The sequence below is a fragment of the Nocardia suismassiliense genome, assembly GCF_900269665.1.
Classification (GTDB): Bacteria; Actinomycetota; Actinomycetes; order Mycobacteriales; family Mycobacteriaceae; genus Nocardia; species Nocardia suismassiliense.
The window spans coordinates 2,815,263-2,830,655 of sequence record NZ_LT985361.1; the positions used below are offsets into that span (position 1 = coordinate 2,815,263).

Annotated in this window: 16 protein-coding genes; 10 read left to right on the forward strand and 6 right to left on the reverse strand. The window is 68.5% G+C overall.

Features of this window, described 5'->3' with window-relative positions:
* Positions 1-213 precede the first annotated feature (213 nt).
* Positions 214-375: a hypothetical protein gene (locus tag DBO33_RS42725; RefSeq protein ID WP_159080227.1), complete on the forward strand. Its 162-nt coding sequence runs from the start codon at positions 214-216 to the stop codon at positions 373-375.
* A gap of 104 nt (positions 376-479) precedes the next feature.
* On the opposite strand, the gene DBO33_RS12650 is transcribed toward DBO33_RS42725, so the two are convergent.
* Entirely contained in the window at positions 480-1,424 is a 945-nt protein-coding gene (locus DBO33_RS12650) for a bifunctional helix-turn-helix transcriptional regulator/GNAT family N-acetyltransferase (protein ID WP_107655202.1), read from the reverse strand.
* 181 nt (positions 1,425-1,605) lie between these two features.
* Here DBO33_RS12650 and DBO33_RS12655 point away from each other — a divergent pair, with 181 nt between their 5' ends.
* Entirely contained in the window at positions 1,606-2,880 is a 1,275-nt protein-coding gene (locus DBO33_RS12655) for an adenosylmethionine--8-amino-7-oxononanoate transaminase (RefSeq protein ID WP_107655203.1), read from the forward strand.
* Between the two features lie 12 nt (positions 2,881-2,892).
* Here DBO33_RS12655 and DBO33_RS12660 read toward each other — a convergent pair whose 3' ends face one another.
* Positions 2,893-3,264 (reverse strand): cupin domain-containing protein, encoded by a 372-nt coding sequence (locus DBO33_RS12660; RefSeq protein WP_107660213.1) that lies wholly within the window; start codon positions 3,262-3,264, stop codon positions 2,893-2,895.
* 61 nt (positions 3,265-3,325) lie between these two features.
* Between DBO33_RS12660 and DBO33_RS12665 the strand changes: the two genes are divergently transcribed.
* From DBO33_RS12665 to bioD, 3 genes are read left to right on the forward strand one after another with little or no spacing between them, the layout of a single operon-like run.
* Positions 3,326-3,805 carry a MarR family winged helix-turn-helix transcriptional regulator gene (locus DBO33_RS12665; protein WP_107655204.1) on the forward strand — a complete coding sequence of 160 codons (480 nt, stop codon included), beginning with the start codon at positions 3,326-3,328 and terminating at the stop codon, positions 3,803-3,805.
* 54 nt (positions 3,806-3,859) lie between these two features.
* Positions 3,860-5,014 (forward strand): 8-amino-7-oxononanoate synthase, encoded by a 1,155-nt coding sequence (locus tag DBO33_RS12670; protein WP_107655205.1) that lies wholly within the window; start codon positions 3,860-3,862, stop codon positions 5,012-5,014.
* Between the two features lie 28 nt (positions 5,015-5,042).
* Complete coding sequence (gene bioD, locus DBO33_RS12675; protein ID WP_107655206.1) at positions 5,043-5,717, forward strand: dethiobiotin synthase; 675 nt, start codon at positions 5,043-5,045, stop codon at positions 5,715-5,717.
* Between the two features lie 21 nt (positions 5,718-5,738).
* On the opposite strand, the gene DBO33_RS12680 is transcribed toward bioD, so the two are convergent.
* The 3 genes from DBO33_RS12680 to DBO33_RS12690 all read right to left on the reverse strand — a co-directional run bounded on the left by DBO33_RS12680 (position 5,739) and on the right by DBO33_RS12690 (position 8,937).
* Positions 5,739-6,764 (reverse strand): ABC transporter substrate-binding protein, encoded by a 1,026-nt coding sequence (locus DBO33_RS12680; protein WP_107655207.1) that lies wholly within the window; start codon positions 6,762-6,764, stop codon positions 5,739-5,741.
* A gap of 62 nt (positions 6,765-6,826) precedes the next feature.
* A complete protein-coding gene (locus tag DBO33_RS12685) occupies positions 6,827-7,909 on the reverse strand; it encodes an ABC transporter ATP-binding protein (RefSeq protein ID WP_234390807.1) in 1,083 nt (360 codons plus the stop codon).
* Complete coding sequence (locus DBO33_RS12690) at positions 7,906-8,937, reverse strand: FecCD family ABC transporter permease (protein ID WP_107655208.1); 1,032 nt, start codon at positions 8,935-8,937, stop codon at positions 7,906-7,908. The genes DBO33_RS12685 and DBO33_RS12690 overlap by 4 nt, the downstream gene beginning before the upstream one ends.
* Before the next feature lie 414 nt (positions 8,938-9,351).
* Between DBO33_RS12690 and DBO33_RS12695 the strand changes: the two genes are divergently transcribed.
* From DBO33_RS12695 to DBO33_RS12715, 5 genes are all read left to right on the forward strand, one after another.
* Complete coding sequence (locus DBO33_RS12695; protein WP_107655209.1) at positions 9,352-10,521, forward strand: alpha/beta fold hydrolase; 1,170 nt, start codon at positions 9,352-9,354, stop codon at positions 10,519-10,521.
* 63 nt (positions 10,522-10,584) lie between these two features.
* Positions 10,585-11,679, forward strand: coding sequence for an ABC transporter substrate-binding protein (locus DBO33_RS12700; RefSeq protein WP_107655210.1), 1,095 nt, complete (start codon positions 10,585-10,587; stop codon positions 11,677-11,679).
* Positions 11,679-12,539: an ABC transporter permease gene (locus tag DBO33_RS12705; protein ID WP_107655211.1), complete on the forward strand. Its 861-nt coding sequence runs from the start codon at positions 11,679-11,681 to the stop codon at positions 12,537-12,539. Before DBO33_RS12700 ends, DBO33_RS12705 begins: the two co-directional genes overlap by 1 nt.
* On the forward strand, positions 12,515-13,267 hold the full coding sequence (locus DBO33_RS12710; RefSeq protein ID WP_199856595.1) for an ABC transporter ATP-binding protein: 753 nt from the start codon (positions 12,515-12,517) through the stop codon (positions 13,265-13,267). Before DBO33_RS12705 ends, DBO33_RS12710 begins: the two co-directional genes overlap by 25 nt.
* A complete protein-coding gene (locus DBO33_RS12715; RefSeq protein WP_107655213.1) occupies positions 13,264-14,613 on the forward strand; it encodes an LLM class flavin-dependent oxidoreductase in 1,350 nt (449 codons plus the stop codon). Before DBO33_RS12710 ends, DBO33_RS12715 begins: the two co-directional genes overlap by 4 nt.
* 78 nt (positions 14,614-14,691) lie before the next feature.
* On the opposite strand, the gene DBO33_RS12720 is transcribed toward DBO33_RS12715, so the two are convergent.
* Positions 14,692-15,276 carry a TetR/AcrR family transcriptional regulator C-terminal domain-containing protein gene (locus tag DBO33_RS12720; protein WP_107655214.1) on the reverse strand — a complete coding sequence of 195 codons (585 nt, stop codon included), beginning with the start codon at positions 15,274-15,276 and terminating at the stop codon, positions 14,692-14,694.
* Positions 15,277-15,393: the final 117 nt, after the last annotated feature.

Sequence of the window (15,393 nt, forward strand, 5' to 3'; positions counted from 1 at the left end):
CCCGGGACTCGCGGCGCGGGGCCGGCCGCCCGGCGGCGCCGGGCGCCCTCGGGGTTCTTCCGCCTTCTGGACCCGCCCGGCTCCGGAATCCCCGCCCGGGGGGGGGGGGGGGGCGGGGGGCGGGGGGGGGGGGGGGGGCGGGCCCCCCATGGGGGGCGGGGGGTTTGGGGGGGGCGGCGGGCCGCCCCCGCCGATAGGCGGGCGCGGCTGGTCGTGCTGACCGACGCCGGTAAAGACGCGCTCGGCATTGCGGCGCAACGGATTCAGGGCATCGAGCAGATGATCGCCGGAAGTCTGGGCGATGGCGGGTTAGTCGATCTGCGGCGGGCGCTGGTCCTGGTGAACGAGGCGCTGGCGGCGGACGTCGCGCAGTGACTATCCCGCGATCCGGTGTACAGGCCGTGGGCTCGGTCTGCCGTCGATCGAGGTGCCTCTACTCCATATGTCGCGCAAGGTCTTTCGGCGCGAGTCAGGCAGTGCTACTTGGGTGACTCGAGTGACCGCCGCCAGGTCTGACCGATCAGGTCCGCACCCCAGCTGTGGTGTGGGCTCTCTTCCACCAGTTCGAAACCGGCCCGCTGATAGATGTGCCGAGCTGCGGTGAGCACGTCGTTGGTCCACAGCACCATCTCGCGGTAGCCCGCGGCGGTCGCGAAGCGCAGGCACTGCTCGACCAGCGCGGACCCGACGCCGAGTCCGCGCGCGCTTGGCTCGACCAGCAGCAGCCGCAACCGTGCGGTGGTCTCGCTCTCGGCGACGCAGAAGATGCTGCCCACCGGCTCGCCGCCGGATTCGGCGATCCAGGCCTGCTCGCGCTGCTCGTCGTGGGCGTTGAGGTAGTCGGCGACGATGCGCACGATCAACTCCTCATACGTTCCGTCCCAACCGTATTCGGCGCTGTAGAGCCGGGCGTGCCGTTCGATGACCCAGCCGTAGTCACCGGGCTTCGGCGCCCGGATGACGAACGGTGGCGCCGCCGCCGCGTGGGCGGGATGGTCCAGGATCTGCTGGATGGTGCGCATCGCGGTGACCAGCCGGGCGCGGGCGGCGGGCGGTTTGGCGGTTAGCAGGTAGCCGATCTCGTCGCTGGAGCGTTGGTCGAGCACCGCGAAGATTTCCTTGCCCTTGGTGGTGAGCCGGACCTCTTGGCGGCGGCCGTCGCTGTCGGAGCGGTTGCGCTGGACCAGGCCCGCGCTCTCGAAGCGGGCCAGGATGCGGCTCAGGTAGCCGGCGTCGAGATCCAGTGTCTGGCGCAGGGTTACCACCTCGGCGGTGCCGGAATTGGCCAGCTCGAACAGGATTCGGACCTCGGTCAGCGAATACTCGCTGTCCAGCAAGCCTTCGCGGAGCACACCGATGACCTTGGTGTAGCGGCGGTTGAATTCCCGGACTGCGGCGATGTCCGTGGCGGCGACGGTGGTCACGACGGCTCCGTTCCTGCGGTGCGACTCGGTTGATCTTTGACGGAGTCAAAGAATAACCCTGGACGACCGCTGAGCGCCGGGAATTCGCACGGATGCGGCTCGCGCGCAGCTCCGGTGGTAACTTGAACGGCGTTCAAGCCCGTCCGCTGGGCGGGGTCGTCGCTCGACCGCGAGGATTCCTGTGGCACTGACCCGTGACGAGATCGCCGCTATCGACGCCAAACACGTCTGGCACCCCTACGGCGGATTCCCGGCCACCACCGAGCCTTTGGTGGTCGCCGAAGCCCGCGGCACGCGGCTGACGCTGGCCGACGGCCGCGAGGTGATCGACGGCATGAGCTCCTGGTGGGCCGCCATTCACGGTTACCGGCACCCGGTGCTCGACGCCGCGTTGGTGGCGCAGTCGCAGCGGATGAGCCACGTGATGTTCGGCGGTCTTACCCACGAACCCGCCGCTCGGCTGGCCGAACTGCTGGTCGAGCTGACCCCGGCCGGCCTGGACAAGGTGTTCCTGTGCGACTCCGGTTCGGTGTCGGTCGAGGTCGCGGTGAAGATGTGCCTGCAATATTGGCGCGCGCTCGGCCGCCCGGAGAAACGGCGGCTGCTCACCTGGCGCGGCGGCTATCACGGCGACACCTTCACGCCGATGAGCGTGTGCGATCCGACCGGCGGCATGCACTCGCTGTGGACCGATGTGCTGGTCGATCAGGTCTTCGCGCCGATGCCACCGAGTGACTACCGGCCGGAGTATGTGGCGGAGCTGGACCGGCTGATCGGCGCCAACGCCGGCGAGCTCGCGGCGGTGATCGTGGAACCCGTCGTGCAAGGCGCGGGTGGGATGCGCTGGCATCACCCGCGCTACCTGACGGATTTGCGCAGGCTGTGCGACGAGCACGGCGTGCTGCTGGTCTTCGATGAGATCGCGACCGGATTCGGCCGCACCGGAACGTTTTTCGCGGCCGATCAGGTCGGCGTCGGGCCGGATGTGATGTGTATCGGCAAGGCGCTGACCGGCGGCTACCTCACCCTGGCCGCCACGCTGTGCACCGCGCTGATCGCCGAGACGATCAGCGCGGGACACGGCGGCTTGATGCACGGGCCGACCTTCATGGGCAACCCGCTGGCCTGCGCGGTCGCGGTGGCCTCACTGGAACTGCTGACGGCCGGGGACTGGCGTGGCGACGTGGCGCGCATCGAAGCCGGTCTCGAAGCCGGCCTTGCCCCGTTGCGTGCGCTGCCGAATGTCGTCGAGGCCCGGGTGCTCGGCGCGATCGGCGTGATCGAACTCGACCGCCCCGTGGACATGCGTACCGCGACCGACGCCGCGGTCGCTGCCGGGGTGTGGCTGCGGCCGTTCCGGAATCTCGTGTACACGATGCCGCCGTTCATCAGCACCGACGCGGACATCGCGGCGATCACGACCGGCATGCGTGCCGCTGTTGCGGCGCAGTCGTGATCGCCGGTCGGCTCAGGCGATCCAGGGCGGCACGACCAGGGTGTCGCTGCCCGGCACGCCCGCCTTGGCGCCCGCCTGTGCCGTGACGATGGCGGTGAAGCCATGCTCGGTGTGCACCTGGCGCAGCGCGTTGGCGGGCATGATCACCGTATCGCCTTCGGCGGCAGTGAGTTTCGTGCCGTCGAGGTCGACGGTGAGACTGCCCGCGACGACGGTCCAGATCTGCTCGGTGTCGATGATGTGGACCGGGCCCGACCTGTCGGCGGGCACCTCGACCCGCCAGAGGGCGAGCGCGGTGCCGCCCTGGGTGGGCGAGGCGAGGGTGGTCATGACACCGCCGGGGGTTTCGGTGCGACGGGTTTCGGTGTGTTGGATGAGCGTCATGCGTGGGCACTCCGTAAGATAGACAATCAGGTTGTCCATATAGTCAACGAGGTTGTCCAATATGTCAAGTGATGCCGGTGGATATGAACTGCCGTTGCGGATGCTGCTCGGCTTTCGTGCGGTCATCGACGAGGTGCACGCCGAGTTGGCCGAGCACGGGCACGCCGAGCTGCGGCCGATGCACGGCTTCCTTTTCCAGGCCGTCGGCCGGGTGGGTGGGCCGTACGGGTGTACCGCCGCCGATCTCGGTCGCGCCCTCGGTATCTCGAAACAGGCCGCGGGCAAGCACATCGAGACGCTCGAGCGGTTGGATTATCTGCGGCAGGGTCATGATCCGACCGATGCGCGGCGCAAGGTCTATACGTTGACCGAGCGCGCCGTCGACATGCTGAATCGGTCCGCGCAGGTCTTCGATCGCATTCATGAGCGCTGGGCGCGGCAACTCGGCGCCGATCGACTGGCGCAACTCGAGCAGGATCTGCGCACGGTGACGCCGGGGGAGGTGTTTCGCTTCGATACGCCGAACTGGTTCTCCGGGTGAGCGGATCGGTCGGGGCTATGCGTCCTGAACGGTGTTCAAGTATGCTCCGGAGCTGTGACTACCGATCCATTGAGTTGGTTGGACGAGCGTGCGTCCGCGCGGGTGGCCGCCGGACTGCGGCGTGAACTTCGTCCCCGCGCGGCGCGGTCGCCGTCGCTCGACCTGGCCTCCAACGACTATCTCGGGCTGGTTCGCCACCCCGAGGTGATCGACGGAGCGATCGAGTCGGTGCGGCGCTGGGGGGCGGGCTCGACCGGCTCCCGGCTCGTCACCGGCACCACCGTCGAGCACGAGCTGCTGGAGACCGAGCTCGCCGAATTCGTCGGTGCCGAGGCGGGACTCGTGTTCGCCTCCGGATACGCCGCCAACCTCGGCGCGGTCACCGCGCTGGCAGGGCGTGGTGCGCTGGTCGTTTCCGATGCGGGCAGTCACGCGTCGCTCGTCGACGCGTGCAGGCTGTCGCGGGCCAGGGTGGAGGTTGCCGCCCACGGGGATGTCGACGCGGTGGATCGCCTGCTTGCCGCGCGGACCGAGGAGCGGGCGCTGGTGCTCACCGATTCGGTGTTCAGCGCCGACGGTGATCTCGCGCCGCTCGCCGAGCTGCACCGGGTGACCCGGGCGCGGGGCGCGGTGCTGATCGTGGACGAGGCGCACGGTCTCGGAGTGCGTGGCGCGGGTGGGCGCGGGCTGGTGCACGAGCTCGGACTGGCCGGCGAGCCGGATCTGGTGATCACCGCGACATTGTCGAAATCCCTTGCGGCGCAAGGTGGCGTGGTGCTGGCCAGTGAGCGGGTCCGGGCGCATCTGATCGATGCCGCGCGCACCTTCATTTTCGATACCGGCCTCGCGCCGGCCGCCGTCGGCGCGGCGCGGGCGGCGCTGCGGGTGCTGCGCCGAGAACCCGAACTGGCGGGCCGGGTGCTGGAGCGGGCCGCCGATATCGCGCGGATCGCCGGTGTGTCGGTGCCGGATTCGGCGGTGGTGTCGGTGGTGCTCGGTAAGGCGCAGGTCGCCTTCGATGCCGCGCAGGCCTGCCGGGCGCAGGGCCTGGATGTCGGTTGCTTCCGGCCGCCGTCGGTGCCGGAGGGTACGTCGCGGCTGCGGCTCACCGCCCGCGCCAACCTGACGGAGGCCGAGCTCGACACCATCGCAACGGTTCTCGGTGATGTGCTGGCGCAGGCGCGTGGGTTGGACGCGGTGCGGGCATGAACGTCGCTGGAACACGAAGGATGGCGGTATGAGCGTTCTCTTGGTTACCGGGACTTCTACGGAAGTCGGCAAGACTGTGGTCACTGCGGCTGTGGCGGCGGCCGCGCTCGCCGCCGGCCGGTCGGTCGCTGTCTGTAAGCCGGGCCAAACCGGGGTAGCCGCAGGCGAACCCGGCGATCTGGCCGAAGTCGAACGGCTCAGTGGTGTCACCCGGACCTCCGAATTCGCGCGTTACCCGGATCCGCTCGCGCCCGATACCGCCGCCCGTCGTGCGGGATTGCCCGAGCTCACCGTGGCCGAAACCGTCGCGGGCATAGCGGCGCTCGACGATGCCGAACTCATCTTGGTGGAGGGCGCCGGCGGTCTGCTGGTTCGGCTCGGCGATTTCACCCTGCTCGATCTCGCCCAGAAACTCGACGCACCAGTACTTCTGGTGACCGCCGCCGGACTCGGCACGCTCAACCACACCGAATTGACCACGCGCGCTCTGCATTCGGCGGGTGTGCGATGCGCGGGCTTGGTGATCGGGTCGTGGCCTGCCGAACCCGACCTCGCCGCGACCTGCAACCGCGTCGACCTACCGCGCGTCACCGGTGTCGACCTGGTCGGCGCGATCCCCGAAGGTGCGGGCTCCTGGGACCGCGACCGCTTCACCGCCGCGGTGCCCGGCTGGTTCACTCCCGACTGGTCGCCGTTTACCTGAAGATGATCGCCGTCTCGGGCTTCAGCGGAGGGCGTCGTCGACCTGGGGTTGGATGCTGGAGGCGGGGACCAGGTTCCACTGTTCCAGTTGCTTGCGGATCTGTTCGGCGGCGTCGATGTTGAGGGGGCCGCTGGTCCACATGGCGTAGGGGAGGTTGAGGAAGCGGCCCTCGGTGACGGCGCGGAGTTGGTTGATGCCGGGCTTGGCGCGCAGGGCCTCGACCTTCTGGGCGAAGGTCTGCGGCGGGTAGTCGACGAACATGATGGCGTCGGGGTCGGCGGCGGCCAGTCGCTCCCAGGAGACCCGGGTCCAGGTGTCGGCCACGTCGCTGAGCGCGTTGTGACCACCGGCGGCGTCCAGGATCGCCTGGGGCGCACCGAAACTGCCGCTGGACATGAGGGAATCGGTGGCGCTGTCGAACAGGAAGATGGTCGGCTTGCGCTCGGCCTGCGGTGCGGCGGTCAGCGCGGCGAGGCGTCGATCCAGATCGGCGGTCACCTCGGTGGCGCGGTCGGCGCGGCCGGTGATGGCGCCCAGGTTGGTGAGATCGGTGCGCAGCGCCGTCCACGGCTCGACGATGCCGCGCGGGCGTTCACCATTTCGCTGACGGCAGCTCTCGGTCAGGGTGTAGGCCGCGATCCCGGCCTTGCTCAACGACTCCGGGGTCAGGTTCTTGGCTTCGTCATAGCCGTAGCTCCAGCCCGCGACCATCACGTCGGGACCCTGCGCCAGCACGGTCTCGCGCGAAGGATATTCGGGCGCAACAGACTTCAGCTGATCGACAACCGGACCGTAGTGCCTGCGCAACGTATCGGCGTCGCGCTGCACACTCGACACCGCGACCACCTGGTCCTGTGCCCCGAGTGCGAGCGCCATCGAGATCAGATTCCCGTCGTTGACGAACAAGCGTTGCGCGGGGGCCGGAAACCGCACGTCCACATCGCAATTCCGGATCGTGAGATCTCCGGCTGCGGTGTTGTCCGCACTACATCCGGCCACCGCCGCGGCCAGTGTGACCGCTACCAACACTCGCAGAGTGTGCTTCATAGATTCGCCTTTCAATGCTGGGTGCGTGCGTGGAGTGCTGATGCGTGCTGGCCGATGCAGGTTCACAGCGTCGCCTCGCGGGCGGTGATCAGGAGGTGAGGTTCGCCGGTTTCGGGATGGGGGACGCGGAGGGCGCGGACGCCGAACACCGTGTCGACGACCTCGGAAGCCAGGGCGACGGCCGGCGCGGCGAGGGGATGAGCGGTGCCGTTGTGTAGCACCAGGATTCGGTCGCAGTAGCGGTCCGCCAGGGTCAGATCGTGCAGCGCCATGATGACGGTTCGTTGCAGGGTGCGGGTCAGCGCGAGGAGTTCGAGGCGGTGGGTGATGTCCAGATGATTGGTCGGTTCGTCCAGCAGCAGCACCGGGGTGTTCTGCACAAGCGCGCGGGCGAGCAGCACTCGTTGGCGTTCACCGCCGGAGAGTCGATGAACCGGTCGGTCGGCGAACCCGGTCAGGTCCACCGTGGCCAACGCGTCTTGAACCGCCTGCTGTTCGAGCGGCGATCCGGCACCCCACGGCGGTAGGTACGGGGTGAGCCCTAGCGCCACGACCTCGCCCGCGCGCAGGTCGGCGGGCGGGCGTTCGTCCTGTGCGACCATCGCGACCGTGCGCGCCCGCTGGCGCGACGACATCTTCTGCAGCACGTGGCCGTCCACCGTTACCCGACCACGCACCGGCCGCCGCACCCCGGCGAGAGTCTGCAGCAGCGTCGACTTTCCAGCGCCGTTCGGCCCGACGATCCCGATCGTCTCGCCGGCCTGAATCGTGAAGCTCACGTCGGAGACCACGGTCCGACGCCCAGCGGCACACGCGAGCCCGTGCACCTCCAATGCCCCAGCGGTGCCGTCGGTTTCGACGCTGCCGTAGGCAGTGTGCGCGGCGCCGGTGGTTTCGACTACAACGTGTGCAGTGGCAGCAGTGCTGGAGGTTTCGGCCGTGCCGTGCGCAGTGCCAGTGGTTTCGGTCCTGCCGTGGGCGGTGCCAGCGGTGCCAGGGGTTTCGACAACCCCTTGCGCAGCGCCGGCGCCGGCGGTTTCCAGGATGCCGCTTCCAGCGGGATCCTTGCCGCCGTTGACGCGACGATCGGCCGCTCCGCTCAGCTCAGACTCGGTACGGCCCCGGGCGATGTCGTGACCGCTCATGACTCCCCGAACCGGTAACGCCGACGCCCCATCAGAATCAGGAAGGTGGGTGCGCCGATGAGTCCGGTCAGCACCCCGACGGGGATCTCGATGGGGCGAACCACGATTCGGGTGGCGGCGTCGGCCACGACGAGAAACAGCGCGCCGCAGAGTGCGCAGGCGGGTAACAGATTGCGGTGACGCGGGCCGACCAGCAGACGGGCCGCGTGCGGGACGACCAGCCCGACGAAGCCGATGCCACCGGAGACCGCAACGAGCACACCGACCAGCACCGCGAGCAGTACAAACAGCGCAATGCGCAGCTCTTTGACGGGAACACCGAGCGAGGCGGCGGTATCGCCGCCAACAGTCAGCGCGTCGAGCCAGCCACTCGCACCCAGCAGCGCGACACCCGCGACCGCGACGACGCTCAGCGGCAAGGCAATTCGCGTCCAGTCGGCACCGGCGAGGCTGCCGAGCAACCAGAACAGCACCGCCTGAGCGTGCGACGGGTCCGGGCGGCGGAAGATGAGATAGCTGCTCAACGCGGCGAACCCGGAGCCGAGCACCGTGCCGGTGAGCACCAGCCGCAACGGCGTCAGCCCGCCTTGCAGCACCGCGATCAGGAACACCAGCCCCGACGCGACGAACGCCCCGGCCAGCGCCCCGCCGGACAACGCCCACACCCCGGCCCCGGCGAACAACCCGGAGGTGATCACCGCAGCCGCGCCGACACCCGCACCTGACGAAACTCCGAGCAGATACGGGTCGGCCAGCGGATTACGCACCAGGGTCTGCATAGCTGCCCCGGCCAGCGCCAACCCCGCGCCGACGATCGCGGCGAGCACGGTTCGCGGCACCCGCAGCTGCCACACGATGGTATCCAGACCGAAGTCGGTCGGCGCCTGCCCGGTCACCCGGTGTTGCAACACCGTCAATACCGAAGAGACCGGCAAGGTTTCCGCGCCGAAGCCGGTAGCGAGGATCATCGCGCAGATCAGTAAGGCCCCGAGAACAGGGAAGATGATCGCCGCACGGACACGAGTCATGCCGCCACCCCGCCAGCGCTCGGTTCAGGCATGCCCCAAGGATCCGTGCTTCGCTCGCATGCCTGCCCCGCGCCAGCGGTCGGTTCCGTCAGGGCCCAGGAACGCTGCCAAATGACGCGCTCGCTCATGCTCGCCCCGCGCCAGCGGTCGGCTGCGGAATGCGCCGCGCGTACCGGCACATGATTCGGTGGTGCTCCACAGGCAAGTCGCGGCCTCTCCAGAGTTGTCCCGGCAGGGGAGGTCTGACTTTCGCCGTGAGGGCGATCACAGTGGCGCGACCGTTCCGGAATTACACCGGATTCCCGCACCCGCCGAGGTTGACGGCAGAACTCTACCGTTCGGTCGGGTTCGCGGCGCCGCGGGGGCAAGGTGTGGAATGGCGACAGTCCACATCCTTTACCTACAGTGGGACAGATGTCGCCGTTCGATGACCGGCACCCGTCCACTGTCGCGGACTGGGACGACGCGCGACGCAAAGCCCGGCTACGGGACACCAGCCTGTGGCACGAGTGGAAGACGTTGCGCCGGACCAGGTCCGCGGTGCTGCGGGTGGTCGTACTGCTGGCCGCCGTACTGGTCGTCTTCGCCCAGTACCTCACCTTCGACGTAGAACCCGAACAGGTACGACTCGCCCGCACCGACCCCGCGATCCTGCCCGTCGCCGCACCGGCCGATCCCAAAGACTGGGACACTGTGGTGGTCGACATGGTCGGCCTCGGCGGCCTGGACGCCAGCGCGACCGCCGCCGCCCTGCCCGCCCTGCGCGGGATGGGCGTGGTCTGGGCCATCCGCTACGACAACGAAGGTATCGACACCAAGGTCATCGCCGACCTGATCGTGCGCGCCACCGAGCTGTCCGGCTTGAAGAACATCGTGCTGGTCGGGCACAGCATGGGTGGGGTGATCGCGCTGGAGGTCGCCAAACACATCCACCTCGACAGCGACCGCCGCCTGGCCGGGGTGATCCTGGACTGCACCCCGGTGGACCTGAACGCGGTCCGCCCGGAGAGCCGCGGCCGCGGCGAGGACATGGTGCGCTGGATGCGCTGGCTGCCCGGCGCGCGAGAAAGCCGCCTGCTGCGGCTGGCCGTGGAAACGTATGCGCGCCGCGACCGTTTCGTCTCCTACGGCGGCGACGGCCGCCCACCCGGCATTCGCTTCGGCCGGCTGCGCGTGGTGATGGGCGAGGTGCTGCGGGAGAAGATCTTCTCCCGCAACGCGGCGAGCAACGGACTGATCGAGGCGCAGTTCACCGCGATCGTGGCGGGCGGCGCGACCAATGATCTGAAGGCGCTGGCCGCTCCGGTGGACGGAAAGCCGCGCCCCGCCATCGTTTTCATCCGCCCGCGCGACCCGAGCCGGGACCGGGTGGTCGATGTCGAGTACTCGCACCAGGTGTTGATCGAGCAGGTCGGCGGCGTGGACGGCACGCTCTCGGTGGTGCAGGCGCGAAACACCGGGCATGCCAATCCGATGCAGCGACCGGCCGAGTACAACACGGTGATCGACCAGCAGATCCTGCCGTTCATCCAGCAGTACCAGGAGCAGGTCCGGGCGCAGACGACGGCGGCGGCACCGCGCTGAGCAGTTCGAACCAGCATGAGACAAACGGTGTTCGGGCCGGATTTGTCTTGTTTGAATCCCTGCATGTACCGACCACGCACGTTTCTGTTCGGCCGCCAAGGCCGCACCGCCGCCGCATTGCTCGCCGTGGCAACCGTTGCGACCCTCGGACTCACCGGCTGCGCGAACAACGACAAGCCGGTCGGTCCCGTCGCCGCGGACACGCCGCTGCCCGTTGACGTTCCGGCAGGCACCAAGCTGATCGTCGCCGACCAGTCCGAGCGCCTGCAGTCGGTGCTGCGGATCTCCGGTGAGCTGGACAAGCTGCCGTTCCAGGTCGAGTTCGCCAATTTCGTCGGCGGACCGGCCATTCTCGAAGCCTTCCGCGCCGAGGCCGCCGACGTCGCGCAGGTGGGCGATGTGCCGCCGATCCACGCGCTCATCGCTGGGCAGGACGTGCCGATCGTGGCCGCCTACCAAACCAGCCCAACGGCACTGAAACTCGCGGTGGCGCCGGGCAAGTCGGTGCGCACGCTGGCCGACCTGAAGGGCAAGAAGATCGCCTACGCCGAGGGCACCGCCCAGCAGGCCGCGGTGCTGCGCGCACTGGACAAGGCCGGATTGAAACCCGGTGACGTGCAATTGATCCGGCTGCAGCTGGCCGAGTTCCTCGACGCCGTGCGCACCGCACAGGTCGACGTCGCGCCGCTGATCGAGCCGAATGTGACTCGGCTGCTGCGTACTCCGGGTGCGTCGCTGATCCCGGACGCGCAGACCGAAGGCATCTACGGCGGGCTCGGTTATCTGTATGCCCGCCGCGCGGTGGTGCATGATCCCGCCAAGGCCGCGGCGACCCGCGCTCTCGTCGGCGCGTTCGTGCGGGCCAACCAGTGGGTCAACACCCATCAGGAAGAGTGGGCGCGCCGGTACTACGTGGACAACCAGAAGGTCAGTCCCGAAGACGCCAAGCGCATCGTGGACTCACTCGGCACCTTCACCTTCCCTCATCTGGATCAGAAGCTGGTCGACCGGCAGCAGGCCACCATCGACGCCATCGCCAAGGCCGGCGAGCTGCCGAAGAAGGTGCAGGCGGCCAACGGTTTCGACCTGCGCTACGACGCCGCGATCACCGAGGCGGTCGCCGCCAGCGGCGCCGCGTTCGCCCCGAAGGAACGCTGATGGCCACCTTGGACGCCGGAGTATGGAACAAGTTCGGGCGCAGTGCCGCACCGGCGCGTGAGCTCGCCGAGCGCAAGCCGAACCGGCCCCGGCTCGGCCCCGGCCGGCCGATCCCGTTCGGCGCGGCCGTCGGACCGACACTGCTGATCGCCGCCTGGGTGCTCGGATCTGCCTCCGGCACATTGGATCCGGAGACCCTGCCGGCGCCGTGGACGGTCGCCGCGACCGCCGGTGACCTGCTCGCCGACGGCAGGCTGCAATCCAACCTGCTCACCTCGGTGCAGCGCGCCGGTTACGGCCTGGTCCTCGGTGTCGCCGTCGGGCTGGTCCTCGCGCTCGTCGCGGGCTTGAGCCGGATCGGTGAAGCGCTGGTGGACGGTCCGATTCAGATCAAACGCGCGATTCCGACGCTCGCGCTGATCCCCCTGTTCATCGTGTGGTTCGGCATCGGCGAGGAGATGAAGCTGCTCGTCATCACGACCAGCGTGGCCATCCCGATCTATCTGAACACTCACGCCTACCTGCGCAGCGTCGACGCCAGATACGTGGAACTCGCACAGACGGTAGGGCTTTCGCGCTGGGGCTTCATCCACCGCATCGCGCTACCTGGTTCGCTGCCGGGCTTCTTCCTCGGACTTCGCCTCGCGGTCACCATCGCCTGGCTGGCCCTGGTGGTGGTGGAACAGGTCAACGCCACCAGCGGCATCGGTTACCTGATGACTCAGGCCCGCACCTACGGCCAGATCGACGTGATCGTGGTCGGGCTCGTGATCTACGGCCTGCTCGGACTTTTCGGTGATCTCGCCGTGCGTGCGGTGGAAAGGAAGGCGCTGTCATGGCGACAGACATTGGGGGACTGAACGTTGTCCGGACGCGTGCGTTGCGCCGCGGATTCGGCGAACGGGTCGTGCTGCGCGACATCGATCTCGACATCGCACGCGGGGAATTCGTTGCCCTGCTCGGTCGTAGCGGTTCCGGAAAGAGCACCCTGCTCCGCGCGCTGGCGGAACTGGACTATGACGTGCCCGGCTCGGGCGAACTGACGGTTCCGGCCGAACGTGCGGTGGTGTTCCAGGATTCCCGGCTGCTGCCGTGGATCCGGGTGCTCGACAACGTGATCCTCGGTCTGCGCGGGACCGGCGCCGCCGAGCGCGGGCGGGCCGCGCTTGCCGAAGTGGGCCTGGCAGGTCGTGAAAAGGCTTGGCCCAGGGAACTTTCCGGCGGCGAACAGCAACGCGTCGCGCTGGCTCGTTCACTGGTGCGGGAGCCGGAACTGCTGCTGGCCGACGAACCGTTCGGCGCGCTGGACGCGCTCACCCGGATCAGGATGCACGTGCTGCTGCAGGACCTGTGCGCGCGGCACAAGCCGGCCGTCCTGCTGGTCACCCACGATGTCGACGAGGCGTTACTGCTCGCCGACCGTGTCCTCGTGCTCGACGAGGGACGGATCGCCCTCGACCAGCGGATCGATCTGGAACGTCCACGCAGGCACGGTGATCCGGCCTTCATTCGGCACCGCTCCTTGCTGCTGGCCAGCCTCGGCGTCGGCGCCGACGACCTCCACGAAGAAGAGAAGCAAGCCTCATGAGTATTCCGCGTCAGCTCAGCCTCAACGCGTTCATCTACCCGTCCGGCCACCACGAGGCCGCCTGGCGGCATCCCGACAGCCAGCCCGGCCGGATCTACGACGTGGACTACTACCAGCAGATCGGGCGCACCGCTGAAGCCGCGAAGCTGGACGCGGTGTTCTTCGCCGACGGACCGGCACTGCGCACCAACGTCAAGCACAATGCGGGATCCGGACTGGAGCCGATCACCCTGCTCACCGCCATCGCCACGGCGACAACACATCTCGGGCTGATCGCCACCGCGTCGACCACCTATTACGAGCCCTACAACCTGGCCAGACTGTTCTCCACGCTGGACCACATCTCCCGCGGCCGGGCGGGCTGGAACATCGTAACCACCGGCACCGACCTCGCCGCCGCCAACTTCGGCCTCGACAAGCACCCGGAACACGCCGAACGTTACGCGCGGGCAAGAGAATTCGTGGACGCGGTGGTCGCACTGTGGGACAGCTGGGAGGACGACGCCATCCTGCTCGACCAGGCGAGCGGGGTGTACGCCGATCCGGACAAGATTCACCCGATCGACTTCGTCGGCGAACACCTCAGTGTCCGTGGACCGTTCAACGCCCCGCGCACGCCGCAGGGGTACCCGGTGCTCGTGCAAGCCGGTGCGTCCAATGAGGGGCGTTCGTTCGCGGGTAAGTACGCCGAGGCGATCTTCACCGCGCACCAGCGGCTCGAGGACGCGCAGCGGTTCTATGCCGACATCAAGGCGCAGGCCCTGGGTTTCGGGCGCAACCCGGACCACGTCAAGATCCTGCCGGGCATCAGCCCGTTCATCGGCGACACCGAGGCCGCGGCCAAGCGGCTCGAGCGCGAGTTCAACGAGCTCACCGTGCCGGAATACGGTCTGACGCAACTGGAGAACATCGTCGGCAAGAGCCTGCGTCACCTCCCGCTCGACGAGGCGGTCCCGGTGGATCTGTTCGACGACGCGGGGGAGGTCACCGACAACGCCCGCAGCCGGCTCCAGGTGGTCGCCGGAATAGTGCAGCGGGAACGGCCGACCGTGCGCGGCCTGCTGCACAAGCTGGCCGGTGCGCGCGGCCACCGCGTGTTCGCAGGCACGCCCGAACAGGTCGCCGACACGATCGAAGAGTGGTTCCGAAGCGGTGCCGCGGACGGTTTCAATGTGATGCCGCCGTACTACCCAGGCGGTTTGGAGGTGTTCGCCGAGACCGTCGTCCCGATCCTTCAGCAGCGTGGCCTGTTCCGCACCGAGTACACCGGCAGCACGCTGCGCGACCACTTCGGCCTGCCCCGCCCCGCAGGCCGCACCACGCCCCAACCGGCGCTGGCCGGCTAGAACAGCCGCACACTTACTGTCGAGACGCACACGGAATCGCATGCGATTCCGTGTGCGGGAACGCGGAAAGTGTGCGGCTCAGCGCACCCGCGTGCCGAGCAAGTGGCGGACGCCTGCGATGAACAGTTGCAGGCCGAAGTCGAAACGGGCGGTGGGGTCGGGGGTTTCGTCGAGGGGGGTCTCGTCGTCGGGCAGGGCACCGGCGGATTCCATTTGCATCCTGGACTGTTCGTCGACGGTCTGGCCGAGGACGTAGTACAGCAGGGTGAACGAGCTGAGTTCGGCTTCGTGGCGCGGCATGCCCGCGCGAATAGCCGCGCCCGCCATGCGTTCCCGGCCCTTGCTGGTGGTGAGCCGCGATGCGTACGTGGCGGAGACCAATTCGGCGCCGTCGCGATAGGCGAGCAGGCAGTCGCGCAGCCGGTGCGCCAATTCGCTGATCTGGCCGGACCATTCGGTGGCGACGATCGGCTCGTCCATCGGCAGCCGGGTCTTGTCCGCGACCGCGCCGAGCAGCGCCTGCTTGTTGGGGAAGTGCCAGTACAGCGCGCCCGGCTGGACCTGCAGCGAGCCGGCGAGGCGGCGCATGGTCAGGTCGGCGAGGCCGTACTGGTCGAGGATCGCGATGGCACCGTCGACCACGTCCGCTCTGTGCAGTTGCACCCGATTTCCTTCCCTCTCCGAGAGGGCGTCGCCAGCCCCCTCGTGGTTACGCAGGTTACCGCCTCGAGGTCTGTTGCCGGTGCGCCGCAGTGGTCGATGAGAGCCACGGCACGGTTG

Excerpts from the sequence above, each read along its gene's own strand:
- DBO33_RS12660 (WP_107660213.1), bottom strand. The coding sequence starts at position 3,264 with ATGACGCTCATCCAACACACCGAAACCCGTCGCACCGAAACCCCCGGC.
- DBO33_RS12665 (WP_107655204.1), top strand. The coding sequence starts at position 3,326 with ATGTCAAGTGATGCCGGTGGATATGAACTGCCGTTGCGGATGCTGCTC.
- bioD (WP_107655206.1), top strand. The coding sequence starts at position 5,043 with ATGAGCGTTCTCTTGGTTACCGGGACTTCTACGGAAGTCGGCAAGACT.
- DBO33_RS12680 (WP_107655207.1), bottom strand. The coding sequence starts at position 6,764 with ATGAAGCACACTCTGCGAGTGTTGGTAGCGGTCACACTGGCCGCGGCG.
- DBO33_RS12685 (WP_234390807.1), bottom strand. The coding sequence starts at position 7,909 with ATGAGCGGTCACGACATCGCCCGGGGCCGTACCGAGTCTGAGCTGAGC.
- DBO33_RS12690 (WP_107655208.1), bottom strand. The coding sequence starts at position 8,937 with ATGACTCGTGTCCGTGCGGCGATCATCTTCCCTGTTCTCGGGGCCTTA.
- DBO33_RS12695 (WP_107655209.1), top strand. The coding sequence starts at position 9,352 with ATGTCGCCGTTCGATGACCGGCACCCGTCCACTGTCGCGGACTGGGAC.
- DBO33_RS12700 (WP_107655210.1), top strand. The coding sequence starts at position 10,585 with ATGTACCGACCACGCACGTTTCTGTTCGGCCGCCAAGGCCGCACCGCC.
- DBO33_RS12705 (WP_107655211.1), top strand. The coding sequence starts at position 11,679 with ATGGCCACCTTGGACGCCGGAGTATGGAACAAGTTCGGGCGCAGTGCC.
- DBO33_RS12710 (WP_199856595.1), top strand. The coding sequence starts at position 12,515 with ATGGCGACAGACATTGGGGGACTGAACGTTGTCCGGACGCGTGCGTTG.
- DBO33_RS12715 (WP_107655213.1), top strand. The coding sequence starts at position 13,264 with ATGAGTATTCCGCGTCAGCTCAGCCTCAACGCGTTCATCTACCCGTCC.